The 24,769-nt window shown below is 69.7% G+C and carries 26 protein-coding genes and 2 pseudogenes; 12 read left to right on the top strand and 16 right to left on the bottom strand.

The annotated features are described in order from the left end of the window. The gene (gene ctaD, locus M1L56_RS08065; protein ID WP_067946963.1) at positions 1 to 1,737 is read left to right on the top strand and encodes a cytochrome c oxidase subunit I; all 1,737 of its coding nucleotides are present in this window, start codon (positions 1 to 3) and stop codon (positions 1,735 to 1,737) included. Further along, a complete protein-coding gene (locus M1L56_RS08060) occupies positions 1,738 to 2,181 on the top strand; it encodes a cytochrome c oxidase subunit 4 (RefSeq protein ID WP_067946961.1) in 444 nt (147 codons plus the stop codon). It abuts the gene before it with no gap. Between the two features lie 60 nt (positions 2,182 to 2,241). Here the strand turns inward: M1L56_RS08060 and M1L56_RS08055 are convergent, their stop codons facing one another. The 7 genes and pseudogenes from M1L56_RS08055 to M1L56_RS08030 all read right to left on the bottom strand — a co-directional run bounded on the left by M1L56_RS08055 (position 2,242) and on the right by M1L56_RS08030 (position 7,999). Then, positions 2,242 to 2,901 carry a methyltransferase domain-containing protein gene (locus M1L56_RS08055; RefSeq protein ID WP_248598833.1) on the bottom strand — a complete coding sequence of 220 codons (660 nt, stop codon included), beginning with the start codon at positions 2,899 to 2,901 and terminating at the stop codon, positions 2,242 to 2,244. 20 nt (positions 2,902 to 2,921) lie between these two features. Further along, positions 2,922 to 3,575 (bottom strand): methyltransferase domain-containing protein, encoded by a 654-nt coding sequence (locus M1L56_RS08050; RefSeq protein ID WP_248598832.1) that lies wholly within the window; start codon positions 3,573 to 3,575, stop codon positions 2,922 to 2,924. Positions 3,576 to 3,659: 84 nt separating this feature from the next. Beyond that, positions 3,660 to 3,782 (bottom strand): annotated as a pseudogene (locus M1L56_RS16215) (putative RNA methyltransferase); the annotation flags it as partial. Between the two features lie 32 nt (positions 3,783 to 3,814). Beyond that, complete coding sequence (locus tag M1L56_RS08045) at positions 3,815 to 5,422, bottom strand: cytochrome bc complex cytochrome b subunit (protein ID WP_067946955.1); 1,608 nt, start codon at positions 5,420 to 5,422, stop codon at positions 3,815 to 3,817. Then, entirely contained in the window at positions 5,419 to 6,495 is a 1,077-nt protein-coding gene (locus M1L56_RS08040) for a ubiquinol-cytochrome c reductase iron-sulfur subunit (protein ID WP_067946952.1), read from the bottom strand. The genes M1L56_RS08045 and M1L56_RS08040 overlap by 4 nt, the downstream gene beginning before the upstream one ends. Before the next feature lie 30 nt (positions 6,496 to 6,525). Further along, positions 6,526 to 7,317, bottom strand: a complete 792-nt coding sequence (locus M1L56_RS08035) for a c-type cytochrome (protein WP_067946950.1) — start codon at positions 7,315 to 7,317, stop codon at positions 6,526 to 6,528. Positions 7,318 to 7,369: 52 nt separating this feature from the next. Further along, positions 7,370 to 7,999 (bottom strand): heme-copper oxidase subunit III, encoded by a 630-nt coding sequence (locus M1L56_RS08030; RefSeq protein WP_067946948.1) that lies wholly within the window; start codon positions 7,997 to 7,999, stop codon positions 7,370 to 7,372. A 139-nt stretch (positions 8,000 to 8,138) separates the two neighbouring features. On the opposite strand from M1L56_RS08030, the gene trpD reads away from it, so the two are divergent. Next, a complete protein-coding gene (gene trpD / locus M1L56_RS08025) occupies positions 8,139 to 9,191 on the top strand; it encodes an anthranilate phosphoribosyltransferase (RefSeq protein ID WP_067946946.1) in 1,053 nt (350 codons plus the stop codon). Positions 9,192 to 9,253: 62 nt separating this feature from the next. On the opposite strand, the gene glpK is transcribed toward trpD, so the two are convergent. Beyond that, entirely contained in the window at positions 9,254 to 10,768 is a 1,515-nt protein-coding gene (gene glpK, locus M1L56_RS08020) for a glycerol kinase GlpK (RefSeq protein WP_248598831.1), read from the bottom strand. 116 nt (positions 10,769 to 10,884) lie between these two features. Next, complete coding sequence (locus M1L56_RS08015) at positions 10,885 to 11,610, bottom strand: MIP/aquaporin family protein (protein WP_067947003.1); 726 nt, start codon at positions 11,608 to 11,610, stop codon at positions 10,885 to 10,887. Between the two features lie 270 nt (positions 11,611 to 11,880). Here M1L56_RS08015 and dhaK point away from each other — a divergent pair, with 270 nt between their 5' ends. Genes dhaK through dhaM form a run of 3 tightly spaced genes read left to right on the top strand, consistent with a single transcriptional unit; the run spans position 11,881 to position 14,255 of the window. Then, positions 11,881 to 12,882, top strand: a complete 1,002-nt coding sequence (dhaK, locus tag M1L56_RS08010) for a dihydroxyacetone kinase subunit DhaK (RefSeq protein WP_067946942.1) — start codon at positions 11,881 to 11,883, stop codon at positions 12,880 to 12,882. A gap of 10 nt (positions 12,883 to 12,892) precedes the next feature. Further along, positions 12,893 to 13,540 (top strand): dihydroxyacetone kinase subunit DhaL, encoded by a 648-nt coding sequence (dhaL, locus tag M1L56_RS08005; RefSeq protein ID WP_248598830.1) that lies wholly within the window; start codon positions 12,893 to 12,895, stop codon positions 13,538 to 13,540. Further along, positions 13,533 to 14,255, top strand: coding sequence for a dihydroxyacetone kinase phosphoryl donor subunit DhaM (dhaM, locus tag M1L56_RS08000; RefSeq protein WP_248598829.1), 723 nt, complete (start codon positions 13,533 to 13,535; stop codon positions 14,253 to 14,255). The genes dhaL and dhaM overlap by 8 nt, the downstream gene beginning before the upstream one ends. Positions 14,256 to 14,296: 41 nt before the next feature. On the opposite strand, the gene M1L56_RS07995 is transcribed toward dhaM, so the two are convergent. Then, a complete protein-coding gene (locus tag M1L56_RS07995) occupies positions 14,297 to 15,307 on the bottom strand; it encodes a hypothetical protein (RefSeq protein WP_248598828.1) in 1,011 nt (336 codons plus the stop codon). Then, the gene (locus M1L56_RS07990) at positions 15,304 to 15,948 is read right to left on the bottom strand and encodes a MerR family transcriptional regulator (protein WP_248598827.1); all 645 of its coding nucleotides are present in this window, start codon (positions 15,946 to 15,948) and stop codon (positions 15,304 to 15,306) included. Before M1L56_RS07990 ends, M1L56_RS07995 begins: the two co-directional genes overlap by 4 nt. 86 nt (positions 15,949 to 16,034) lie before the next feature. On the opposite strand from M1L56_RS07990, the gene M1L56_RS07985 reads away from it, so the two are divergent. Then, positions 16,035 to 16,370 (top strand): hypothetical protein, encoded by a 336-nt coding sequence (locus M1L56_RS07985; protein WP_067946936.1) that lies wholly within the window; start codon positions 16,035 to 16,037, stop codon positions 16,368 to 16,370. Between the two features lie 182 nt (positions 16,371 to 16,552). On the opposite strand, the gene M1L56_RS07980 is transcribed toward M1L56_RS07985, so the two are convergent. Genes M1L56_RS07980 through M1L56_RS07960 form a run of 5 tightly spaced genes read right to left on the bottom strand, consistent with a single transcriptional unit; the run spans position 16,553 to position 21,956 of the window. Further along, positions 16,553 to 16,990, bottom strand: coding sequence for an iron chaperone (locus M1L56_RS07980; RefSeq protein ID WP_248598826.1), 438 nt, complete (start codon positions 16,988 to 16,990; stop codon positions 16,553 to 16,555). 48 nt (positions 16,991 to 17,038) lie between these two features. Then, positions 17,039 to 19,423 (bottom strand): excinuclease ABC subunit UvrA, encoded by a 2,385-nt coding sequence (locus tag M1L56_RS07975; protein ID WP_248598825.1) that lies wholly within the window; start codon positions 19,421 to 19,423, stop codon positions 17,039 to 17,041. Between the two features lie 2 nt (positions 19,424 to 19,425). After that, the gene (locus tag M1L56_RS07970; RefSeq protein WP_067946932.1) at positions 19,426 to 19,836 is read right to left on the bottom strand and encodes a VOC family protein; all 411 of its coding nucleotides are present in this window, start codon (positions 19,834 to 19,836) and stop codon (positions 19,426 to 19,428) included. Between the two features lie 10 nt (positions 19,837 to 19,846). Further along, entirely contained in the window at positions 19,847 to 20,290 is a 444-nt protein-coding gene (locus tag M1L56_RS07965; protein ID WP_248598824.1) for a helix-turn-helix transcriptional regulator, read from the bottom strand. Between the two features lie 58 nt (positions 20,291 to 20,348). Further along, positions 20,349 to 21,956: an ATP-dependent DNA helicase RecQ gene (locus tag M1L56_RS07960; RefSeq protein ID WP_248598823.1), complete on the bottom strand. Its 1,608-nt coding sequence runs from the start codon at positions 21,954 to 21,956 to the stop codon at positions 20,349 to 20,351. A gap of 113 nt (positions 21,957 to 22,069) precedes the next feature. Here M1L56_RS07960 and M1L56_RS07955 point away from each other — a divergent pair, with 113 nt between their 5' ends. The 5 genes and pseudogenes from M1L56_RS07955 to M1L56_RS07940 all read left to right on the top strand — a co-directional run bounded on the left by M1L56_RS07955 (position 22,070) and on the right by M1L56_RS07940 (position 24,651). Beyond that, positions 22,070 to 22,909 (top strand): patatin-like phospholipase family protein, encoded by an 840-nt coding sequence (locus tag M1L56_RS07955; protein ID WP_248598822.1) that lies wholly within the window; start codon positions 22,070 to 22,072, stop codon positions 22,907 to 22,909. A 1-nt stretch (position 22,910) separates the two neighbouring features. Next, positions 22,911 to 23,540 (top strand): annotated as a pseudogene (locus tag M1L56_RS16210) (1-acyl-sn-glycerol-3-phosphate acyltransferase); the annotation flags it as partial. A gap of 133 nt (positions 23,541 to 23,673) precedes the next feature. Then, positions 23,674 to 24,000: a hypothetical protein gene (locus M1L56_RS07950; protein WP_248598821.1), complete on the top strand. Its 327-nt coding sequence runs from the start codon at positions 23,674 to 23,676 to the stop codon at positions 23,998 to 24,000. A 43-nt stretch (positions 24,001 to 24,043) separates the two neighbouring features. Beyond that, entirely contained in the window at positions 24,044 to 24,568 is a 525-nt protein-coding gene (locus tag M1L56_RS07945) for an HdeD family acid-resistance protein (RefSeq protein WP_248598820.1), read from the top strand. Next, positions 24,520 to 24,651, top strand: coding sequence for a hypothetical protein (locus M1L56_RS07940; protein ID WP_248598819.1), 132 nt, complete (start codon positions 24,520 to 24,522; stop codon positions 24,649 to 24,651). The genes M1L56_RS07945 and M1L56_RS07940 overlap by 49 nt, the downstream gene beginning before the upstream one ends. Positions 24,652 to 24,769: the final 118 nt, after the last annotated feature.

Below are 24,769 nucleotides of genomic sequence, written 5' to 3'. Positions count from 1 at the left end.
ATGAGCACCACCACAGCACCGGCTCGCCCCACGGCGACGTCGCAGCCGTTCGGCGCCTCGAAGGTCGAGCGCAAGGGCAACATCATGGTCAAGTGGATCACCTCCACCGACCACAAGGTCATCGGGTACCTCTACCTGATCACCTCGTTCATCTACTTCCTCATCGGCGGCGTGATGGCGCTGATCATCCGCGCGCAGCTGTTCGAGCCCGGCCTCGAGATCGTCCAGACGCGTGAGCAGTACAACCAGCTGTTCACGATGCACGGCACGATCATGCTGCTCATGTTCGCGACGCCGCTGTTCGCCGGGTTCGCCAACGTGCTGATGCCGCTCCAGATCGGAGCCCCGGACGTCGCGTTCCCGCGCCTGAACGCCTTCGCGTACTGGCTGTTCAACTTCGGTTCGCTGATCGCCGTCGCGGGCTTCTTCACGCCGCAGGGCGCGGCATCCTTCGGCTGGTTCGCCTATCAACCGCTCGCATCGACGACCTTCTCACCAGGTATCGGCGGCAACCTCTGGATGCTCGGGCTCGGCATGTCCGGTTTCGGCACGATCCTCGGTGCCGTGAACTTCATCACGACGATCATCACGATGCGCGCGCCCGGCATGACGATGTTCCGCATGCCGATCTTCACCTGGAACACGCTCGTCACGTCGATCCTCGTCCTGATGGCGTTCCCGGTTCTGGCCGCCGCGATCCTGGCCGCGTCGGCCGACCGCATCTTCGGTGCGCACATCTACGACCCCGCGAACGGCGGCGTCATCCTGTGGCAGCACCTGTTCTGGTTCTTCGGACACCCCGAGGTGTACATCATCGCGCTGCCGTTCTTCGGCATCGTCTCGGAGATCTTCCCGGTGTTCAGCCGGAAGCCGATCTTCGGATACAAGACGCTGATCTACGCGACGATCGCCATCGCAGCGCTGTCGGTGTCCGTCTGGGCCCACCACATGTACGTGACCGGCTCCGTCCTGCTGCCGTTCTTCGCCCTCATGACGATGCTCATCGCCGTTCCGACGGGTGTGAAGATCTTCAACTGGATCGGAACGATGTGGCGCGGGTCGATCACCTTCGAGACGCCGCTGATCTGGTCGCTCGGCTTCCTGATCACGTTCGTCTTCGGTGGTCTCACCGGCGTCATCCTCGCCTCGCCGCCGCTCGACTTCCACGTGTCGGACACCTACTTCGTGGTGGCGCACTTCCACTACGTGGTCTTCGGCACGGTCGTGTTCGCCATGTTCGCCGGCTTCTACTTCTGGTGGCCCAAGTGGACCGGCAAGATGCTGAACGAGACGCTCGGCAAGTGGCACTTCTGGCTGCTGTTCATCGGCTTCCACACGACGTTCCTCATCCAGCACTGGCTGGGCGTCGTTGCCATGCCGCGCCGGTACTACTCGTACCTGCCCGAGGACAACATCACCTGGATGAACCAGCTCTCCACGATCGGTGCGTTCATCCTCGCGGTCTCGATGATCCCGTTCTTCCTGAACGTCTACGTGACGGCCCGTCGCGCGCCCAAGGTGACGGTCAACGACCCGTGGGGCTACGGCGGATCGCTGGAGTGGGCGACGAGCTGCCCCCCGCCCCGGCACAACTTCACGTCGATCCCGCGGATCCGCTCCGAGCGCCCCGCGTTCGACCTCAACCACCCGGAGGCGGGCATCCCCGTGGGCATCGGTCCGGCCAAGGACGCGCCCGAGGCACCCGTGTACGACGCCGACACCAAGGAAGTCAAGTAGATGCGCACCAACGTCATCCTCTTCTGGGTCCTCACCGGCTTCTTCGCCCTCGCGACCGCGGTCTACGCGTTCTGGAGCTCGATCGACGGCGCCTCCCGGATCGCGAACTCGTTCAGCGCGGGCCCGGAGTGGGCCGGCACCATCGCCCTCGCCCTCACGTCCATCCTGAGCGCCTTCATCGCGTTCTACCTGGGGCGCGTGCACAAGGAGCAGGGCGGTGAGCTCCCCGAGGACCGGCTCGACGCGAACATCGACGACGGCGACGCCGAGCTGGGCTTCTTCAGCCCGTGGAGCTGGTGGCCCATCGTCCTCGCCGGTGGCGCGGCGCTCGCGTTCCTCGGCCTCGCGGTCGGATTCTGGATCACCTTCATCGCGGTGCCCCTGGCACTGATCGGCCTGGTGGGTTGGGTCTTCGAGTACTACCGGGGCAACTTCGCCCGCTGATCGCACCGTCACGACGCCCCGGCCCCATACGGCCGGGGCGTCGTGCGTTGCAGCCAGCGTTCAGAGGGCTCGCACGGCCCCGACCGTGCACCATGCCAGCCCGGACCGCTCGTCCCGGATCTCGAAGCCCGCACGACGCACCGCCTCGCGCATCGCCTGCGGCCGGTGGACGTACGATCGGAAGTCCACTTGGGCGCGGCGATGCATCCGGTTCTCGATCGCGACGCGCGAGCGGATCACCCAATTCCGCCTGGGGTGACTGAACACGAGCGCGCGTCTCGCCCGGCTCGCGGCCGCCGTGAGGAGCCGTTCCGCTTCCGGGTAACAGCACACGACCCGGTTGAGCACCACGAGATCGGCCGGCTCGATCGCCTCGGGGTCGACGGCGACATCCAGGCCCACCAAGCGGGTCACCCGATCGGCGACGCCCGCCTCACTGAGCAACCGTTCGGCGTCGCGCTCGTAGCCGTTCGAGAGCTCGACGTTCACCGTCCGCGTCGCGCCACGCGCCAGCAACTCGAGTTGCATCTCGCCGACGCCACCTCCGATCTCGAGCACGGTGGCCCCGCGGACTCCGGCGTCCTCGAGGAATTCGACGAGACGGCGCTCGATGCGCGACAGCCCCCTCGCGCCGTAGCGCCGCGCGACGCGCTGGGCGAACCGGCCGTCGAACACCTCGTCGTAGCCGTCCGGATGCGAGGGCCCGCAGCACTCGTCCATGCGGACAGTATGGGCCAGGCTCAGCGGCGACGGAAGAGGAGCACGTCCACCGACACCGTGACTGCGGTGATCCCCGCACCGGAACCGACTCCCGAGCTGGGCGCGGTCGCCTGATCACTCGGTCGGACGTGGTGTGCCGCCGGTCCCATTCCGACGAGCGCGGCGCACTGGGCTTCATCCAGCTCCGCGACGTAGTCGAGCGTCGTGCTGGTCACCGGATCGAATCCTGCGCTCGACAACTGGGTCGTGACCTGCTCGGCCTTGCCGCTCGGAATGTCCAGCATGGCGCCGGAGGAGCGGAGCTCCGCCAGGTGCCGGTCGGTCGGCACCACCACCGCGAGCAACCCGCCCTCACGCGTGATCCGCGCGAACTCGTCGGGGTTTCGAGGGGCGAAGACGTTGATCGACAGATCGGCGACGGCGTCCCGGATGGGCAGTGGGCGCCAGAGGTCGAGGACGACACCGGTCGCGTGCGGGTTCCCGCGTCGCGCCATCCGAACCGCGGTGGGGGAGCGGTCGACGAGCAGCAGGTTCGCCCCGTCGAAGCGCGCCGACAGCCGTCCCGAGTAGTAGCCGGTGCCGCACGCGAGATCCACGATCCGCGGTGCCGAGCCCTCGAGGTGCAGGTTCGCCGCCGCGCCGTCCTCAAGCGCGCGGGCGATCGGTTCGTACACGCCGGATTGGAGAAGCTCCGCACGAGCCTCCAGCATCTCGCGCGAATCTCCGGTGAGGCTCGGCGCGCGGGGCGGGAGCAGCGTGACCGTCCCGTGCTTCGTCAGGTCGAATCGGTGACCCGTATCGCATCCGAGGACGCGTTCGTCGACGGACTCCAGCGGCTGGAAGCAGTTCGGGCACCGAAGCCAGGTCGAATCGATCGACATGGCCCGGTGCCCGATTGCGATGGGGGAGCGGATCAGTGGTGCGAGGTGTGGTGCGACGCCTCGAGCTCGCCCTTCGTGACCGGCGTGATGCGGTCCTCGAAGAACCACCGCGACATGCCCGCGCGAAGGCGCTGACCGACGGTGATCTTGCCGCGGTCGTTCGGACGCAGCATGAGCGGCTGGTACGACTCGTAGCTCACGAGCCTCCAGCGCTCGTACTCGTCGAGCGGCTGGTGCACCTCGATGAACTCGCCGCCGGGCAGCTTCACGATGCGACCGGACTCGTACCCGTGCAGGACGATCTCGCGGTCCTTCTTCTGCAGCGCGATGCAGACGCGCTTGGTGACGAAGTAGGCGACGATCGGGCCGAGGATGAGCAGGGCCTGCAGCGTGTGGATCACGCCCTCCATCGTCAGCATGAAGTGCGTCGCGATGAGGTCGGACGAGGCCGCCGCCCACAGGACCGCGTAGAACGTCACGCCGGCCGCGCCGATGGCGGTGCGGGTGGGCGCGTTGCGCGGGCGGTCCGCGATGTGGTGCTCGCGCTTGTCGCCGGTCACCCACGCCTCGATGAACGGGTAGATCAGCACGGTGAGGATGAACAGCCCGAGCACGACCACCGGCACGAGGATGTTGAGCGACCAGGTGCGCTCGAACAGCACGAACTCCCAGCCGGGCGGCACGAGGCGGAGCGCGCCGTCGGCGAATCCGATGTACCAGTCGGGCTGCGTGCCGGCGGAGACCGGCGACGGGTCGTAGGGACCGTAGTTCCAGATCGGGTTGATCGTGAACAGCGATGCGATCAGCGCGAGGACGCCGAAGACGATGAAGAAGAAGCCACCGGCCTTCGCGGCGTACACGGGGAGGATGGGCGGGCCCACGGCGTTCTGCTGGGTGCGACCCGGCGCGGCGTAGTGGGTGTGCTTGTGCACGACCACGAACAGCAGGTGGATCGCGATGAGCGCGAGCAGGATCACCGGCAGGATCAGGATGTGGAGCGTGTACAGGCGCCCGACGATCGCCGTGCCCGGGAACTCGCCGCCGAAGAGCAGGAACGAGGTCCAGGTGCCGATCAGCGGGAAGCCCTTGATCATGCCGTCGATGATCCGGAGGCCGTTGCCCGAGAGGAGGTCGTCCGGAAGCGAGTACCCCGTGAAGCCCTCGCCCATGGCGAGGATGAACATCACGAAGCCGATCACCCAGTTGAGCTCGCGCGGCTTGCGGAACGCGCCGGTGAAGAACACGCGCAGCATGTGCAGGCCGATGGCGGCGACGAACAGGAGCGCCGCCCAGTGGTGCATCTGGCGGACGAAGAGACCGCCGCGGATGTCGAACGAGATGTCGAGCGTCGAGGCCATGGCGACCGACATCTCGACGCCCTTCAGCGGCACGTACGAGCCCTCGTACTCGACCTCGGCCATGGAGGCCTGGAAGAAGAACGTCAGGAACGTGCCCGTGATCAGGATGACCACGAAGCTGAAGAGTGCGATCTCACCGAGCAGGAAGGACCAGTGGTCGGGGAACGCCTTGCGGCCGAGCGCGTGGACGAACGTCGAGAGGCTGGTGCGCTGGTCGATGTAGTTCGACGCGGCGCCGGTGACGGAGCGACGCTGCGGCGCTTGGGTGGTTGCGGTGCTCAATTGCGCTCCCAGAAACTCGGGCCGACGGGTTCGGTGAAGTCGCTCTGCGCCACGAGGTAGCCCTCGTCGTCGACCGCGATCGGCAGCTGCGGCAGGGGCCGCGCCGCCGGTCCGAAGATGACCTCGCAGTGGTTCGCCACGTCGAACTGCGACTGGTGGCACGGGCAGAGCAGGTGGTGCGTGTGCTGCTCGTACAGTGCGACAGGGCAGCCGACGTGGGTGCAGATCTTGGAGTACGCGACGATCCCGTCATAGGACCACGAGGCGCGCTCCTCGGTCTCGTTGAGCTCCTCGGGGTTCAGGCGCATGAGGAGGACGGCCGCCTTGGCCTTCTCCTCGAGACGACCGTGGTGCATCTCGGCGAGACCCTCGGGGATGACGTGGAACGCGCTGCCGATGGTGACGTCGGACGCCTTGATCGGCACACCGGAGGGGTCGAGCGTGAGGCGGGTGCCCTGCTTCCACATGGTGTGGCTGAGCAGCTCGACCGGGTTCTCATCCTGCGGCGCGAGTCCGCGGAAGAGGACGACGGCCGGCAGCGGGAAGACGAGCAGCGCGCCGATGAGGCTGTTGCGGATGACGGAGCGGCGCGAGAAGCCGGACTCGCGGTCGGCATCCTGGAACACCTGAATGGCGCCCTCCCGTGCAACGGGGTTGCCGCCGATCGGGTGGCGCTCGTCGGCGAGCTCGACGTCGGCCATGAGCGACTTGGCCCAGTGGACGGCGCCGAAGCCGATGCCGAGGAGCGCGAGCGTCGCGCCGAGGCCGACGAACATGTTGTTCAGGCGGACGTCGCCGACGTTGTTGCCCTCCATCGGGAAGAGCATGTACGCGGCGATCGCCCAGACGCTGCCGAGGATCGACAGGTAGAAGAGCGTGTAGACGGTGCGCTGCGCGCGCTTCTCCTTCGCCGGGTCCTCGTCGGTCACGCGCGGGCGGTGCGGCGGGAAGCCGGGGTTCTCGAACGCGTCCGTGGGGATGAGTGCGGTGCCCGTCTTCACGGCGGGGACGTTCGCGGCGTGCGACGAGTCGGCAGCGGCGATCTCAGAACCGCTGTGGTCGTCCTGTGCCATGGTTCTCCTTCTTCGCTTCTTCGGTCGGCCCTAGTTGGACTTCGCCGTGATCCACACGGTGATCGCGACGATGGCGCCGAGACCGAAGATCCAGATGAACAGGCCCTCCGCGACCGGACCGAGCGAGCCGAGCTCGAACCCGCCGGGCGAACGGTTGTCCTGCACGTACTGCAGGTAGGTGATGATGTCGCGCTTGTCTTCGGGCGTGATGTTGAGGTCGTTGAAGACCGGCATGTTCTGCGGGCCCGTGACCATGGCCTCGTAGATGTGGACGCCCGAGACATCCGTGAGCGGGGGAGCGTACTTGCCCTCGGTCAGCGCACCGCCGGCACCCGCGACGTTGTGGCACATCGCGCAGTTGATGCGGAAGAGCTCGGCGCCGTTGGCGGCGTCGCCGCCGCCGTTGACGAGGCTGTCGGCGGGGATGTCGGGACCGGGTCCGAGCGAGCCCACGTAGTACGCCAGCTGCTTGACCTGCTCATCGGTGAACTGCGGCGGCTTCACCTGCGCCTGCGGGCCCTGCATCTGCATGGGCATGCGGCCGGTGCCGACCTGGAAGTCGACCGAGGCCGCGCCGACGCCGATGAGGCTCGGACCCTCGGAGGTGCCCTGCGCGTCGAGGCCGTGGCACGTGGCGCAGTTGGCCTGGAAGAGCTTCTTGCCCTCCTCGATCGTCTCCTGCGACGTGGGGGAGGGCTCGGCCTGCGCCGTCGTCGTGCTGAAGGCGGCGTAGGCGCCGCCGGTGAACACGAGGCCGAGCGCGAGCAGCGCGGCCGTGGCGAGCGGATGCCGGCGACCTGTGCGTCGCTTCGAGCGGGTCATTGATCTCTTCCTGTTCGCGGGCATTGCGGGGTGGCGCTTCCGGGTCTCGGCGCTATCTGAGGACGTAGATGACGAGGAACAGGCCGATCCAGACCACGTCGACGAAGTGCCAGTAGTACGACACGACGATCGCGCTGGTGGCCTCGCGGTGGCCGAAGTTCTTCACGGCGAAGGTGCGGCCGATCACGAAGAGGAAGGCGATCAGGCCACCCGTGACATGGAGGCCGTGGAAGCCGGTCGTCAGGTAGAACGCCGAGCCGTAGGCGTTGGAGTCGAGGGCGATGCCCTCGGAGACGAGCTGCGCGTACTCCCACACCTGGCCGGCGACGAAGATCGCGCCCATGGCATACGTGAGGAAGAACCACTCGACCATGCCCCACTGCGTCGGCTTCCAGCCCGTGCGATAGGGCTGGCTGCGCTCCGCCGCGAACACGCCGAACTGGCAGGTGAACGACGACGCCACGAGGATGATCGTGTTCGTCAGGGCGAACGGGAAGTTCAGGCGACCGGCCTCGAACTCCCACAGCTCCGGGGAGGTCGAACGAAGGGTGAAGTAGATCGCGAACAGCCCCGCGAAGAACATCACCTCGCTTCCGAGCCACACGATCGTGCCGACCGCAACGGTGTTCGGACGCTTGATCACGGGCGCGCTCGCCTGATACGTCAATGAGGTGCTCGTCACCCTCCCATTATGGCTGATTCGGCGGGGCAATTTTCGACGTGGCGTCGAATCTCAGGTTGGGGGAGCGCCACCGGGCCTGTGACGAGCCCGACTCGGGCCCGTGAATCCGCCTTGAATCCCCCGTCGATAGGATCGGTCCATGTCCGCGATGCAGAATTGGCCGGCCGTCCTGAACGCCCTCCTCCAGGGCGAAGACCTCAGCGTGTCGGATGCGGCGTGGTGCATGGAGCAGGTCATGACCGGCGCCGCGACGGAGGCGCAGCTGGCCGCATTCCTCGTCGCGCTCCGCCTCAAGGGCGAGACGGTCGACGAGATCGTCGGCTTCCGCGACGCGATCCTCGAGCACGCGGTCCAGCTGCCGGCCGACTCCATGGCCCTCGACATCGTCGGCACGGGCGGCGACCGGTTCGGCACCGTCAACGTCTCGACCATGGCCTCGATCGTGTGCGCCGCCGCCGGCGTGCCGGTCATCAAGCACGGCAACAAGGCCGCGAGCTCCGCGTCGGGATCCTCCGACGTCCTCGGCGCCCTCGGTATCGACCTGTCGCTCTCCGCCCAGCGCGTCGCCGAGGTGCTCGATCGGGCCGGCATCACGTTCGCGTTCGCCGCGGCCTTCCACCCGGGCTTCCGTCACGCCGGCCCCGTCCGATCGCAGCTCGGCATCCCGACGGTCTTCAACTTCCTCGGCCCGCTCTGCAACCCCGCCCGGCCCGAGGCATCCGCCGTGGGCGTGGCCCAGCTCGACCGGGTTCCGCTCATCGTCGGCGTGTTCCAGACGCGCGGCGCGACCGCGCTGGTGTTCCGCGGCGACGACGGGCTGGACGAACTGACCACGACCGGGCACAGCCACATCTGGGAGGTCTCCCGCGGAACGGTCAAGGAGCACGACCTCGATCCGCGCGACCTCGGCATCCCCCGAACCGAGATCGAGCAGCTGAAGGGCGGCGACGCCCAGCACAACGCGGCGGTGGTCCACGAGGTGTTCGGCGGAGCGCGCGGGCCGGTGCGCGACATCGTCGTGCTCAACGCGGCCGCCGGCCTCGTCTCGTACGAGCTGGCGAACGATCCCACGCAGGTGCAGCGGACCATCCTGGAGCGCTTCCACGAGAAGATGGCCGTCGCCGAGGGCGCCATCGACAGCGGTGCGGCCGCGCGGAAGCTCGAGGACTGGATCGCCGCGACCCGGGCCTGAGTCGCGCGACGACGCACGACGGGGCCCCGCCGAAGCGGGACCCCGTCGTCGACCCCGGACGATCAGTTCACGTCGTCGTCGACCCAGTCGAAGGTCTTCGTGACGGCCTTCTTCCACAGCCGGAGCTGGCGTTCGCGTTCCTCGGAGTCCATCTTCGGCTCCCAGCGTCGGTCCTCCTGCCAGTTGGCGCGGAGTTCGTCGAGGTCCGACCAGAACCCGACCGCGAGCCCCGCCGCGTAGGCGGCGCCGAGCGCCGTGGTCTCCGCGACGACCGGGCGAACGACAGGCACACCGAGGATGTCCGCCTGGAACTGCATCAGGGTGTCGTTGGCGATCATGCCGCCGTCGACCTTGAGATCCGTGAGGTCGACCCCCGAGTCGGCGTTGATCGCGTCGATGACCTCGCGGGTCTGGAACGCCGTCGCCTCGAGTGCCGCCCGGGCGATGTGGCCCTTATTGACGTAGCGCGTGAGGCCCACGAGGGCACCGCGTGCGTCCGGACGCCAGTACGGCGCGAACAGCCCGGAGAACGCGGGCACGAAGTACGCCCCGCCGTTGTCCTCCACCGACTTCGCGAGCTCCTCGACCTCCGGAGCGCTCGAGATGATGCCGAGGTTGTCGCGCAGCCACTGCACCAGCGAACCCGTCACGGCGATCGCGCCCTCCAGCGCGTAGTGCGCCGGCTGGTCGCCCAGCTTGTACCCGAGCGTGGTGAGGAGCCCGTTCTTCGAGTGGACGATCTCGGTGTCGGTGTTGAAGATGAGGAAGTTCCCCGTGCCGTAGGTGTTCTTCGACTCGCCCTTGTCGAACGCGGCCTGGCCGAACGTCGCCGCCTGCTGGTCGCCGAGGATGCCGGCCACGGGAACCTCCCGGAGCAGGCTCGACGACTCGACGGTGCCGTACACCTCGGAGGAGGAGCGGATCTCCGGCATCATCGAGCGCGGCACGCCGAACACGTCGAGGATGTCATCGCGCCACTGCAGGGTCTCGAGGTCCATGAACATCGTGCGGCTCGCGTTGGTGACATCCGTCGCGTGCACGCCGCCGTCGGTGCCACCGGTGAGGTTCCAGAGGACCCAGCAGTCGGTCGTGCCGAAGAGGAGGTCGCCGGCCTCGGCCTTCTCGCGCGCGCCCTCGACGTTCTCGAGGATCCACACGATCTTCGTGCCCGAGAAGTACGTCGCGAGCGGGAGCCCGACGTCCTGCTTGAAGCGCTCGACGCCGCCGTCCGCGGCGAGGCGGTCGACGATGGGCTGGGTGCGCGTGTCCTGCCAGACGATCGCGTTGTAGACGGGCTCGCCGGTGGTGCGATCCCAGACCACGGCGGTCTCGCGCTGGTTGGTGATGCCCACCGCGGCGATGTCGTGGCGGGTCAGGTCGGCCTTGCCGAGCGCCTGCCCGATGACCTCGCGGGTGTTCCGCCAGATCTCCATCGGGTCGTGCTCGACCCAGCCGGCCTTGGGGAAGATCTGCTCGTGCTCGAGCTGGCCCGTGGCCACGATCGAACCCTTCTTGTCGAAGATGATCGCGCGCGAGCTGGTGGTGCCCTGGTCGATCGCCAGGATGTAGTCGGCCATGTCGGATTCGTACCTCTCTGTACCGTTGCGGAGTCGTTCGGCGAAGCGGATGTCGCGCCGGTTCGGCGGACGGGGAAGCGCCGAGGGGCCGGTCGCCGACCGGCCCCTCGACGAACTCAGAACTCGATCGGAAGCAGCGGGATCGCCGCCCAGCCGGCCAGGACGCCGCCGATGATGGGGCCGACGATCGGCACCCACGAGTAGGCCCAGTCCGAACCGCCCTTGCCCCTGATCGGCAGGATCGCGTGGGCGATGCGCGGGCCGAGGTCGCGAGCCGGGTTGATCGCGTACCCGGTCGGACCACCGAGCGAGGCGCCGATGCCGACGACCAGCAGTGCGACGGGCAGGGCGCCGAGGGCCGCGAGGCCCGAGGCGTCGCCGTTGCGGCCGAACCCGATCACGACGAACACGAGCACGAACGTGCCGATGATCTCCGTGACGAGGTTCCAGCCGTACGAGCGGATCGCCGGACCGGTCGAGAACACGCCGAGCTTGGCGGCGGGCTCCGGCTCGTCGTCGAAGTGCTGCTTGTAGGCGACCCAGCAGAACACGGCGCCGAGGATCGCGCCGACGAGCTGGCCGGCGATGTAGGTGAGCACGCTGATCGGCCCGACCTCGACCGTGGTGCCGACCGCAGCGTTGCCGAACTCCGTCACGCCGTTCGCGACGAGGCCGAGCGTCACCGCCGGGTTGATGTGCGCGCCCGAGGCGAACGCGACGATCACACCAGCGAAGACCGCGAAGCCCCAGCCGAAGTTCACCAGCAGAAAGCCGCCGCCGAAGCCCTTCGTCTTCGCCAGGGCGACGTTGGCGACCACACCGCAACCGAGGAGCACGAGCATGGCCGTGCCGACCAGTTCGGCGAGGAACAACACACCGAGATTGTCCACGTTGACCTTCCATCCTTTCGCCGTGCCCCGATGGGCCGCGCCCAGGGGCGGATCTGCGCCCACCCTACCCGCGCGCCGGACAAGCGGGGAAGGGCTTCCGCCTTTTCCGCCGAAGCCCTTTCACCCGCGGTGTCGGCAGGGGTAGCTTGACGGGGGAGTGCTGCGTCGGCGCCGACGGGCGAGGGGCCCCGGCGTGCGCAGCCGAGGGGAAAGGGACGCTTCGTGAAGAAGATCATCAACGACCCGAAGCGCGTCGTCGACGAGTCCGTCGCCGGATTCGCGCTCGCGCACGCCGACCTGGTCACGGTCGCGACCGACCCGATCCACGTGGTGCGCGCCGACGCACCCGTGCAGGGCAAGGTCGGCATCGTCTCGGGCGGAGGCAGCGGCCACGAGCCGCTCCACGCGGGATACGTCGGCCACGGCATGCTCGACGCCGCGGTGCCGGGCGCGGTGTTCACCTCGCCGACGCCCGACCCGATCCTCAACGCGACCAAGGCGGTCGACGGCGGCAAGGGCGTCCTCCACATCGTGAAGAACTACACGGGCGACGTCCTGAACTTCGAGACGGCCGCCGACCTCGCGGCCGCCGACGGCATCGAGGTCCGCGCCGTGGTGACCAACGACGACGTCGCGGTGAAGGACTCGCTCTACACCGCCGGTCGGCGCGGCGTCGCCGGCACCGTGCTCGTCGAGAAGATCGCCGGCGCGGCCGCGGAGCGCGGGGACTCGCTCGACCAGGTCGCCGAGATCGCCGAGCGCGTGAACGCGAACGCCCGCTCGATGGGCATGGCGCTCACGCCCTGCACGGTTCCGCACGCGGGCGAGCCCAGCTTCACCCTCGCCGAGGACGAGGTGGAGATCGGCATCGGCATCCACGGCGAGCCGGGGCGCGAGCGCATCAAGATCGAGCCGGCCGACTCGCTCGTCGACCGCCTCATCACGCCCGTGATCGAGGACCTGCCCTTCTCCTCGGGCGATCGGGTCCTCCTCTTCGTCAACGGCATGGGCGGGACGCCGCAGGTCGAGCTCTACCTCGCGTACCGCCGCGCGGCCGAGGTGCTCGAGGAACGCGGCATCCGCATCGAGCGTTCGCTGGTCGGCAACTACATCACCTCGCTGGAGATGCAGGGGTTCTCGATCACGCTGCTGAAGCTCGACGACGAGATGATCGAACTCTGGGACGCGCCCGTGCACACCGCCGCACTGCGGTGGGGCCGCTAGGAGGCGCGGGGTGGGACTGGACATCACCTGGGCGGTCGACTGGGTCCGACGCAGCGCCGAATCCATGTCGGAGCACCGAGTGGAGCTCATCAACCTCGACCGCGAGATCGGCGACGGCGACCACGGCGAGAACATGGACCGGGGGTTCCAGGCCGTGCTGCCGAAGCTCGACGACCTCCCGGCCGGCTCGACGCCGTCCGACGTCCTCAAGCTCCTCGCGACGACGCTGATCTCCACGGTGGGCGGCGCCGCGGGCCCGCTCTACGGCACCGCCTACCTCAAGGCGTCGGGCGCGGTCGGCGGCGAGGTCTCGCTCGATGCGGACGCGGTCGTCCGCATGCTCGAGGCGGGGCGCGACGGCATCGTGCTCCGGGGCAAGGCCGAGCTCGGGGACAAGACCATGGTCGACGCCTGGTCGCCCGCGGTCGAGGCGGCGCGCGGTGCCGCCGAATCGGGTGCGAGCGCCGCGACGACCCTGCAGGCGGCAGCGGATGCCGCAGCGGAGGGCGCCGTCGCCACGGAACCCCTCGTGGCGCGCAAGGGCCGAGCCAGCTACCTCGGCGAACGTTCGGCGGGGCACCGGGATCCCGGTGCGCAGTCGACCGCCTACCTCCTCGCCGCCGGCGCGGCGGCGGCCTCGAACGGGACCAGTGCCTGAGCCCGCGGCCGACCGCGTCGGCGTGGTCTTCGTCTCGCACTCGGAGCGCCTCGCCGAGGGACTCGTCGAGCTCGCGCGCCAGATGGCGCCCACGGTGCGGCTCGAGGCGGCGGGCGGCACCGACGACGGACGGATCGGCACGAGCTTCGACAAGGTGACGGCGGCCATCTCGGCCGCGGACGCCGGCGCCGGCGCCGTGGTGCTCTGCGACCTCGGCTCGGCCATCATGACCGCCGAGACGGCACTGGAGTTCCTCGACGACGAGCAGCGGGCGCGGGTCCGGATCGCCTCCGCGCCGCTCGTCGAGGGCGGCGTCGCGGCATCCGTCGCCGCCGAGTCGGGCGACGCGCTCGATGCGGTGGTTCGAGCCGCCGAGTCCGCCGGCCGCCCGGGAGAGACCGGCACCGAAGCCAATGCGACCGCGGGGGAGGAGCCCGCTGCCGACAAGGGCGAGACGACCCGCATCAGCCGGCGGGTGACGCTGACCAACGCCGACGGGCTCCACGCCCGTCCCGCGGCGGAACTCGTCAAGCTCGCGAGCTCGTTCCCGCAGCGCGTGACCGTCAACGGCATCGACGCGAAGAGCCTGCTCTCGATCATGGGTCTCGGCCTGACCAAGGGCGCCGAGGTCGAGATCGCCTCCGACGACCCGGAGGGCGCCGCAGCGGTGGACGCGATCGTCGCCCTCGCCGAGTCCGGCTTCGGCGAGCATTGAGACGGATGCCGCGACCGGCCCGGTCGCGGCATCCGTTCGCCTCACTCGTCGACGGCAGCGCTCAGGCCTCGGTGACGGATGCCGCGCAGGACGACCAGGGTCGCCGCGACGGCGGCGCCGGACCACAGGACGGCCGTCGTGCCCGCGATCGCGGCGCTCGGCGCGACGATCGACTCGCCCATGAGGGCCTGCACCGTGACGATCGCCGTGGTCGCCGCCGCGAGGACCGTGGCGATGGCGACGAGGCCGAACCGCACGCGCACGTCGGCGAGCACCGCGACACGCCTCGCCGCCCACTCGAGCGCCATCACGAAGAGCACCAGCGCCTGCAGCGCATGCATGCCGACGAAGTGCGGGATGCGGAGGTCGCCGGCCACCGTGCTCCATCCGAGCACCGGGATACCGGGCCCGCCGTCGGCGACGCCCACCGAGTGCGCCCCGGCGATGCCGCGGAAGTCCGCGAGCTGGGCTGCCGTCGGGCTCGTCATGAGGAACGCGAGGGCCATGCCGGCGAGGGCCAGGATCGACCCGGCGCGGATGGCGAGGCTGCGTGCCGGATCGCGGAGCGGCGCGCGGAACAGTGCGAACGCGACGACGAGGGTGGCGATCCAGACGACCACGATGGAGACCGCCATCACCGACCAGAGCACGGACGCCAGCGGCGTCGACACGTTGAAGTGACTGGTGGTGCCCGCGACGACGGCGCCGACGATGACGACCATCTCGATGACGAGCGCGACCGCGCTCACGGTCCCCGCCCACCAGGACACGCGTCGCAGCCGGCCACGGGTCAGGGTGATGAGCCAGGCGAGCGTGACCGCGTAGATGGCGATGGACAGGGCGAACTTCAGGGGCTTCGCCCAGATGGGCTGGCCGAGCAGCGTCCGTTCGTCGACCAGGAGCCCGACGACGCTCGCGACGGCGAGCGCGACCATGGCGGCGGTGAGGACGAGCAGCGGGCGATGCCAGGTCAGGGCGCCCGTCGCGCCGCCGGGTGCCGGCCGGTCCGGCGTGGGGGTCGGGGCTTCCGTGGAGATGGTCCGGATGGTCATGGCGTGCTCCTCGCGCGTCGGATCTCGTCGGCACGCTCGGGCTCGTACCTGGTGGTGGAGACGTGCTCCTGGGCCGCACGGCGGAGCGCCGCGAACAGCGCGTCGCCGAGCGCCGTGCCCACGACGACGGTCTCGGCCTTCTCGTCGCGCGTGACGCGCCGCTCGACCGTGTCGAGGTCGGCCTCGGCGACGATGAGCGCGGCCTCGACGTAGCGTCGCGACCAGTCGTCGGCGTTCCGCTGGCCGACCGCGTCGAAGGCTTCGAGCACGGCGGCCGCGGCGATGCGTCCGGGGTTCTCGGGGTGGATCGCGAAGCCGTCGAGCAGGGCGTCGACCCGCTCGAGCGCCGCGGCGTCGACCGCCCGATCGTCGACGCGAACGGATGCCGCGCGCTGGGCCACGCCGAAGACGTGGGGGAGCGGCAGGTCGGAGTCGATCGCGGCGATCACCTCGCGCGCGGTGGCGATGTCGAGCCCGCCGGGTCCGAGCAGCGCTCGGATGAGACGGATGCGACGGACGTGCTCATCGTCGTACTGCGCCTGGTTGGGGCTCGTACGCCTGCCGGGCGGCAGGAGCCCCTCGCGCAGGTAGTACTTGACCGTGGGGACGGGGGTCTCGGTGATCCGGCTGAGTTCCGACATCCGCATACGGATACTCTAACTATCGATAATTGTACTGTCTATAGTGGATCTCGCCGCGACGCCGATTGCGGGAGTACCATCACGGCATGGCACGCGACGAAGCGGGCCCAGACACTCGCAACGCCTTCACGAGGTTCTTCGACCGGGTGGACCGGATCATGAGCCCGGCGTTCGAGTCGCCCAAGGTGGCCCAGGAAGAGCCCGCGGACAGCGGTCCGTCGGGGGAGAAGCCGTGTCCGATCTGCGGACACCCGATGTTCGAGCACTACATCGACGAGTCCACGTCGAACGTGCTGCTCGAATGCCCGACCGACGAACGCCTGCCCGAGCCGGCGGCCAGCGGTCCACTCAACGAATTCGGCATGCCGGCGAGCGACGAGCGCCTGGCGAGGATGCGACGGCGCGCGGAGAAGCGCGGATAGCACTGCATCATGCACCCGCTCCATCGTGAAGCGGCTTCAGCGGTTCCGGCCGTGGTCGCGATGGGGCGGGGAGTCGTGTGCCATTTGATCGGACATAATGGGCATTATCGGCGACACGGACTCAGTTGTGATGGGACGGCACGACGTCGCAACGCCGTGCCGCCGTCGGGGCGTGTCCGACCTCAGCGGACCGCCTTCTTCACGAGTTCGACGATCGTCTGTTCGGCGCGCGGCGTGAGCTCCGTCAACGCGAACGTCGTCGGCCACATCTCGCCGTCGTCGAGGTTCGCGATGTCGTTGAATCCGAACGTCGCGTATCGCGAGTCGAACTTGCCGGCCGCCTGGAAGAAGCAGAGCACCTTGCCGTCCTTCGCGTAGGCCGGCATGCCGTACCACGTCTTCGGCGCGAGCTCGGGCGCCGCCTCGGTGATGAGCGCGTGCAGCCGCTCGGCGATCGCCCGGTCGGCGTCGCCCATCTCGGAGATCTTCTCGAGCAGGTCCGCCGTGCCGTCCTTCTTCTTCCCGCGGACCTCTCGCGCCCGCTCCTTCATCGCGGCGCGCTCCTCGGCGGTGAAGCCCTCGACCTCCTCGTCGCGGGCGGCCTTCTTCGTCGCAGCCATGGCGGCTCCTTTCGGTTCGTGGTTCGGATCAGGGCGTGGGAACGGCGGTCAAGCGCCGACGTAGTCGGCCAGGTGCTGGCCGGTCACGGTCGAACGGGCGGCGACGAGGTCGGCCGGGGTGCCCTCGAAGACGACCCGACCGCCGTCGTGTCCGGCGCCGGGCCCGAGGTCGATGATCCAGTCGGCATGGGCCATGACCGCCTGGTGGTGCTCGATGACGATCACCGACCGGCCGGAGTCGACCAGTCGATCGAGGAGCCCGAGCAACTGCTCCACATCGGCGAGGTGCAGTCCCGTGGTGGGCTCGTCGAGCACGTACACCTGGCCCTGCTCCCCCATGTGCGACGCGAGCTTGAGGCGCTGCCGCTCACCGCCCGAGAGCGTCGTGAGCGGTTGGCCCACGGCGACGTAGCCGAGGCCCACGTCCACCAGCCGCTGCAGGATCGCGTGCGCGGCCGGGAGGCGCGCCTCGCCGGCCCCGAAGAACGCCTCGGCCTCGGCGACGGGCATCTCGAGCACCTGGCTGATGTCGCGTCCGCCGAGCCGGTAGTCGAGGACCGACGCGTCGAAGCGGCGTCCCTCGCAGACCTCGCACGTGCTCGCCACGCTCGCCATTGGACCGAGGTCGGTGTACACCACGCCGGCGCCGTTGCAGTTCGGGCATGCGCCCTCGGAGTTCGCGCTGAACAGCGCCGGCTTCACGCCGTTCGCCTTCGCGAACGCCTTGCGGATCGGCTCGAGGAGGCCGGTGTAGGTCGCGGGGTTGCTCCTGCGCGAGCCCCGGATCGCACCCTGGTCGATCGAGACCACGCCCTCGCGGCCGGCGACGGAACCGTGGATGAGCGAACTCTTGCCCGAACCGGCCACGCCCGTGACCACCGTCAGCACGCCCAGCGGGATGTCGACGTCGACGTCGCGCAGGTTGTTCTCGCTCGCCCCGCGGACCTCGAGCGCCCCGGTCGCGGTCCGCGTGGAGGTCTTCAGCCGCGCCCGGTCGTCGAGGTGGCGACCGGTGAGGGTGCCACTCCCCCGCAGCCCGTCCACGGTGCCCTCGAAGACGACCTCGCCGCCGGCCGACCCGGCGCCCGGCCCGAGGTCGACGACGTGGTCGGCGATGGCGATCGCCTCCGGCTTGTGCTCGACGACGAGCACCGTGTTCCCCTTGTCGCGCAGTTGCACGAGCAGGCGGTTCATGCGCTGGATGTCGTGCGGGTGCAGGCCCACCGTGGGCTCGTCGAAGACGTACGTGACATCCGTCAGCGACGAGCCGAGGTGCCGGATCATCTTCGTGCGCTGCGCCTCGCCACCGGAGAGCGTGCCCGACGGGCGCTCCAGCGCGAGGTAGCCCAGGCCGATCTCGACGAACGAGTCGAGGATCTGGCCCAGGTTCGCCAGCAACGGGGCCACGGACGGCTCGTCGATGGCGCGGACCCACTCGGCGAGGTCGCTGATCTGCATGGCGCAGGCGTCGGCGATGCTCAGGCCGCGGATCTTCGAGGACCGGGCGCCTTCGTTCAGGCGCGTTCCGCCGCACTCCGGGCACGGCGTGAAGGTGACGGCGCGCTCGACGAACGCGCGGATGTGCGGCTGCATCGCATCGCGATCCTTCGACAGGAAGGACTTCTGGATCTTCGGGATCAGTCCCTCGTACGTCATGTTCATCGACTGCAGGCGGACCTTGGTCGGCTCCTTGTGGAGGAAATCGTGGAGCTCGGTCTCGGTGTAGTCGCGGATCGGCTTGTCGGGGTCGAGGAAGCCGGACTCGCTGAAGATCCGCACCATCCAGCCGTCGACGTTGTAGCCCGGCACGGTCAGGGCACCTTCGGCAAGCGATTTCCGGTCGTCGTACAGCTGCGCCACGTCGATGTCGGACACCGTGCCCATCCCCTCGCACCGCGGGCACATGCCGCCGAGCTGGCTGAACTCGGCGGTCACCGACTTCCCGTCGCCGCGGTCGACGCTGATGGAGCCGCTCCCCCGCACCGTCGGGATGTTGAACGAGAACGCCTGCGGCGACCCGAGGTGCGGCCGCCCGAGCCGGCTGAACAGGATCCGCAGCATCGCGTTCGCATCCGTGACGGTGCCGACGGTGGAGCGGGCGTTCGCCCCCATTCGCTCCTGGTCGACGAGGATCGCCGTGGTGAGGCCGTCGAGCACGTCGACGTCGGGGCGCGCCAGGCTGGGCATGAACCCCTGCACGAACGCGCTGTACGTCTCGTTGATCATGCGCTGCGACTCGGCCGCGATGGTGTCGAAGACCAGCGAGCTCTTGCCCGACCCGGACACGCCCGTGAAGACCGTCAGCCGGCGCTTCGGGATCTCGACGTCGACGTCCTTCAGGTTGTTCTCCCGCGCCCCCCTGACGCGGATCAGGTCGTGCCGGTCGGCAGGGTGCATGGCGGATGCCGCGCGGTCGGTCGACGCCGTGGTCATGTTCAGCTGGGCTCCTGGATGCGGACCATGTTGCCGGCGGGGTCGCGGAACGCGCAGTCGCGGACCCCGTACGGCTGGTCGATGGGTTCCTGCGCGACCTCGGCGCCGCTGGCCTGGACCTGCTCGAACACGCCGTCGACGTCGGTCGTCGCCAAGACGATGCTCGCGTAGGTGCCCTTGGCCATCATCTCGGCGATCGTCCGGCGCTCGTCCTCGGTGACTCCGGGGTCGGCGGCCGGCGGGTGCAGCACGACCGACGTGCCCGGCTGCCCGGCGGGCCCGACGGTGATCCACCGCATGCCGTCGTAGCCGACGTCGTTGCGCACCTCGAAGCCGAGGACGTCGCGATAGAACGCCAGTGAGGCGTCCGGGTCGCTGTGCGGGAGGAAGGTGTACTGAATCGTGATGTCCATGCGGGCCACGCTACTTCCGTGCCGCTCGCGCGGCTTCTCGATTCCTGACCGGTCTCACGACGCGCTTGGCGACCACGCTCGGTACGCCCTCCAGCGGATGCTGGGCGGTGCGCCGGTAGGTGCTCGGCGGCACCCCGACGAGCTCCGTGAAGCGCGTGCTGAACGTGCCCAGCGACGAGCACCCGACGGCGAAGCAGACGTCGGTCACGCTGAGGTCGCCGTGCTGCAGGAGCGCCATCGCGCGCTCGATCCGCCGGGTCATGAGGTAGGAGTACGGCGACTCGCCGTACGCGCGCCGGAATTCCCGGCTCAGGTGCCCGGCCGACATCCCCACCGATCGCGCCAGGGCGTCGACGTCGAGCGGCTGCGCGTAGTCGCGGTCCATCCGGTCGCGCACGCGCCGGAGTCGTGCGAGGTCTCGCAGGCGCTGCTCCTCGGTCGGACTGGTGGTCACGAGCGCGATGCTGCCACCTCGCCCCTGACCGTGTCCAGCAGCATGCTCGGATCCCCGATCAGGACGCGGTCAGCAGGTCCCCCTCGCGCACGGCCTCGAGTGAGAGCACGCGGTAGCCCTCCTCCTCGAAGAACACGGTGAGGCGGTCCGACTCGACGCTCATGACACGGCCGTCGCCCCACTCCCGGTGCCGGACGGACTGGTCGAGCCGGTACTCCCCCGCGACCTCCGGCTCGGCCTCCTCGAAGGCGGACCCGCGATCGCAGGTGTCGCAGTTCCCGCACGGTTCCGGCACCTCGGCGCCGAAGTACTCGACGACGAACGCCCGCCGGCACCGGCTGGTCTCCGCGTAGCGGCGGACCATCGCGCGCCGCGATTCGTCCACGCGCCGGCGGCGATCGACGGCCTCGTCGACGACGTCGACCGCGTGGCCCGGGTCGACGGGTCCGCGCAGGGTGACGCCCTGATCGTCCGAGGTCGCAGCATCCGCTTCGACGAGGAGATTCAGGATCATCGTGACCGACCGGGTGGGCAGGTCCAGCTCGTCCGCGAGCGTCCTCGCCGTGCGCCGGCCGTCGGCCGCGGCCAGGGCCGCCGCCACCGCGCGGACGCGCTCGGCCTTCGGTCGACCCGAGGCGAAGAAGGCCCGCAGGCCCAGGTCCTCAGCGCGGTAGTGCAGGGTCGCCGACGCTGGCCGGCCGTCACGACCGCTCCGGCCGACCTCCTGGACGTAGGCGTCGAGCGACTCGGTGATGTCGCCGTGGACGACGAACCGGACGTCGGGCTTGTCGACGCCCATGCCGAACGCGCTCGTCGCCACGACGACGTCCAGCTCGCCGGCGAGGAAGGCCTCGTGCACGTCCCGCCTCGCGCGCGCCCCGAGGCCGCCGTGGTACGCCGCCGCCCGGAGCCCCGACTGCAGCAGCTCCTCGGCGAACCGCTCGGTGTCCGCCCGCGTGGCCACGTACACCAGCCCGGGCTTCGCCGCGTCGAGGGTGGTCTCGACGACCGCGCGTCGCTTCGCGTCCGCATCCTCGTGTCGCACGACGGAGAGGTGGATGTTCGGCCGATCGAACCCGCCGACCAGCACCCGGGGAGCACGCAGGCCCAGGCGCTCGACGATCTCATCGCGGACCGGCGCCGAGCCCGTCGCGGTCAGGGCGACCACGGGGGGCCGCCCCAGCGCGTCGATCGCGGCACCGAGCCGGAGGTAGTCCGGCCGGAAGTCGTGGCCCCAGGAGGACACGCAATGGGCCTCGTCCACCACGACGAGCCCGACGTCGAGCGCGGCGAGCTCGTCGACGACCTCCTGCCGGGCGAGCTGCTCCGGCGCGAGGAAGACGAACTCGGCGTCGCCGGCCGCGACGGATTCCCAGGCGCGCGCATTCGCACCGTCGCTGTGCGCCGAGTTCACGGCGACCGCGGTGCCTTCGCCGCCGGCGCGATCGAGGTGCCGCACCTGGTCGGCCTGCAACGCGATGAGCGGGGAGATCACCACGGTGGGCCCGTCGAGCAGGTGGGCGGCGACCTGGTAGACCGCCGACTTGCCGTAGCCGGTCGGCATCACGACCAGCACGTCGCGGCCGCCGACGAGCTCCTCGATCGCCTCCTCCTGCCCCGGCTTCAGCGTCGTCCAGCCGAACCGCTCCTCGGCGATCCGACGCATCCTGTCCCTCGTCCGGCCCACGCGACCCCTTTCTCACGAGCGTTCCAGTCTGGTCGAGGCGGCGAGTCCGCGCCGGGGGCTTGCGCCGACGGGCCGAGTGCGAGAATGCTGCCATGACCGCGAAGGTGGCGTTCGTGCTCGGCGGTGGCGGCGTCCTGGGCGCCGTGCAGGTGGGCATGCTCCGCGCGGTGCTCGAGCGCGGCATCCGGCCCGACCTCGTCGTGGGGACGTCGATCGGCGCGATCAACGGCGCGATCGTCGCCGCCGACCCCGACCGGTGCATCGACCGACTGGATCACGCCTGGACGTCGAGGGACGCCCGGGTCCTCACGACCGGGCTCGGGGTGCGGCCCGGCCGCGCGCACGTGATGTCGCGCGGGCCGCTCGTGCGGCTCCTCGAGGGCGCTCTCCCCCGCGTCCGCACGTTCGCCGACCTCGAGGTCGGATTCCGGTGCTGCGCGGCGAGCATCGAGCGGGCGGCCGAGCACTGGTTCGCCGAAGGGCCGCTCGTGCCCGCGGTCCTCGCCTCGGCGGCGCTGCCCGGGGTGTTCCCGGCCGTGCGCATCGGCGACGAGCACTTCGTCGACGGCGGCATCGTGAACTCGATCCCGATCAGCGAAGCCGCGGCCGCGGGAGCCACCGACATCTACGTGATGCAGGTGGGGCGGATCGAGCACCCGCTCTCGGCGCCCGGGAACCAGTTCGACAACGCCCGCGTCGCCTTCGAGATCTCGCGCCGCCATCGGTTCGCGCGCGACCGGGCGGCGCTGCCGCCCACGACGCGCCTGCACCTGCTTCCCACGGGCACCGCGAGCGAACGCGACAACCGCATCGCCCGCAACCTCTCCCCCGTCGCCGTGCGCCGACGGATGGAGCGGGCCCATCAGGCCGCGTCCGACCACCTCGACACGGAGGCCGCGGCGCCCCACGCGACCCGCCGGTCGTCCTCCTGACATGCGCGTCCCGCCGAGATGGGTCCGGCGCCTCGTCCTGGCGCCGGCGGTGGTCGTCGCCGCGATCGCGGTCACCGCGCTGCTGCCCCTCTGGCTCGTGGTCGCCGTCGCCGTCTCGTTGCTCCTCGAGACCAGGTTGCGGACGCCGCGGCTCCTGTGGATGGGCAACCTCTACCTGCTGTGGGATGCCGCGGCCCTGATCGGGCTGTTCGCACTCTGGGTCGCGTCCGGGTTCGGGCTCCGGATCCACTCACCCACCTTCCGGAGAGCGCACTATCGTTTCGTGGCCCGAATGCTCGAGTTCCTGTTCTGGAACGGACGATGGGTCCTCCGCCTGGACATCGACGTGCGCGTGCCGGCAGGATTCCACGACGACGACGGGGGGCCGAGGGTCATCGCCAGCCGCCACGCCGGCCCGGGCGACTCGTTCATCCTCGTGCACGCGGTGTTCGACTGGTTCGAACGATCGCCGCGGATCGTCCTGAAGGACACGATGCAGTGGGACCCGGCGATCGACGTCGTCCTCAACCGCCTGCCGAACCGGTTCCTGGCGCCGGAGCCGGCCCCGGATGCGCACCGCCCCGTCGACCACCTCCTCCTCGACCGGATCCGCGACCTCGCCACCGACATGGGGCCGCGCGACGCGCTCGTCATCTTCCCGGAGGGCGGGAACTTCACCGAACGGCGGCGCACCCGTGCGATCGAGCGGCTGCGCCGCGGGGCTCCACGCAGCCGCAGACCGGGCTGCGCGCCTGCAGAACGTCATGGCCCCGCGACCCGGCGGCTTCTTCGCCGCGCTCGACGCCGCGCCCGATGCCGACGTCTACTTCGTGGCCCACACCGGACTCGAACGGATCCGGACCATCACGGACGTCTGGCGCGAGCTCCCGACCGACAAGACCATCGTCATGCGGTTCTGGCGAGTGCCGCGGAACGAGATCCCGACCGCCCGCGAGGAACGGTTCGACTGGCTCCTCCAGGAGTGGGAGGACATCGACGACTGGATCGGCCAGCACCGGCGACAGGACCGCGACACGCCGGGAAGCACGCGGTTTCCTCCGCGCTCCGAAGGACCCGCGGGCATACGCTGAGCGCGAGCACGCAACCCCGCGCGTGCCGGAAGGAGTCGTCGTCATGTCGTCCCCGCAGTCCAGCAGCGGCTTCGCCGCATTCGCGTTCGATTCCGCCGACCTGACGAGATCGGCCGTCAGCACCATCCGCGTCGCCCTCGGCATCACCGGCGTCCTCGCGTTGATCGCCGGGATCTTCATCACGTTCTGGCCGAAGAACTCCGCGATCGTGCTCACGGTCCTGATCGGGATCTACTTCCTCATCGCCGGCCTCGCCTACGTCGGACTCGGCATCTTCTCGAAGGGTCTCTCCGGCGGCGCGAGGGCGCTCGACATCATCCTCGGCGTGCTCTTCGTGATCGGCGGCATCCTCATGCTCACGAGCCCCAGCGAGAGCGCCGTGGTGCTGGGGATCTTCCTCGGCGTGCTCGTCGGCATCCTCTGGATCGTCGAAGTGCGGTCGCCCTCGCCCAGGCCGGCAACTCGGCGTCCAAGGGCTGGTCGATCTTCTTCGGCCTGCTCAGCGTCATCGCCGGCATCGTGCTGCTCTTCTCGCCGCTGTGGGGCGCCGTCATCCTCTTCTGGGTGACCGGCATCTCGCTGATCATCCTCGGCATCATGCAGATCGTCCGTGCGTTCACGTTCGGTCGCGATCTCCAAGTGTCCGCCTGAGTCGGGGGGCTGCAGGGCGGACTGCGGGGCCGGTCGTCTCGGATTCGACCGGCCCCGCCTCTCCTGCTAGCTGTACTCGGTCAGCTGGTTGGTGACACTCGGCTGATTGGGGGTTGGC

Origin of the sequence: Agromyces sp. C10 (genome assembly GCF_023217995.1) — a bacterium.
Taxonomy (GTDB): Bacteria; Actinomycetota; Actinomycetes; order Actinomycetales; family Microbacteriaceae; genus Agromyces; species Agromyces indicus.
The sequence above is the reverse complement of the archived record's forward strand: the minus strand, read 5'-3'. Positions and strand labels throughout refer to the sequence as shown.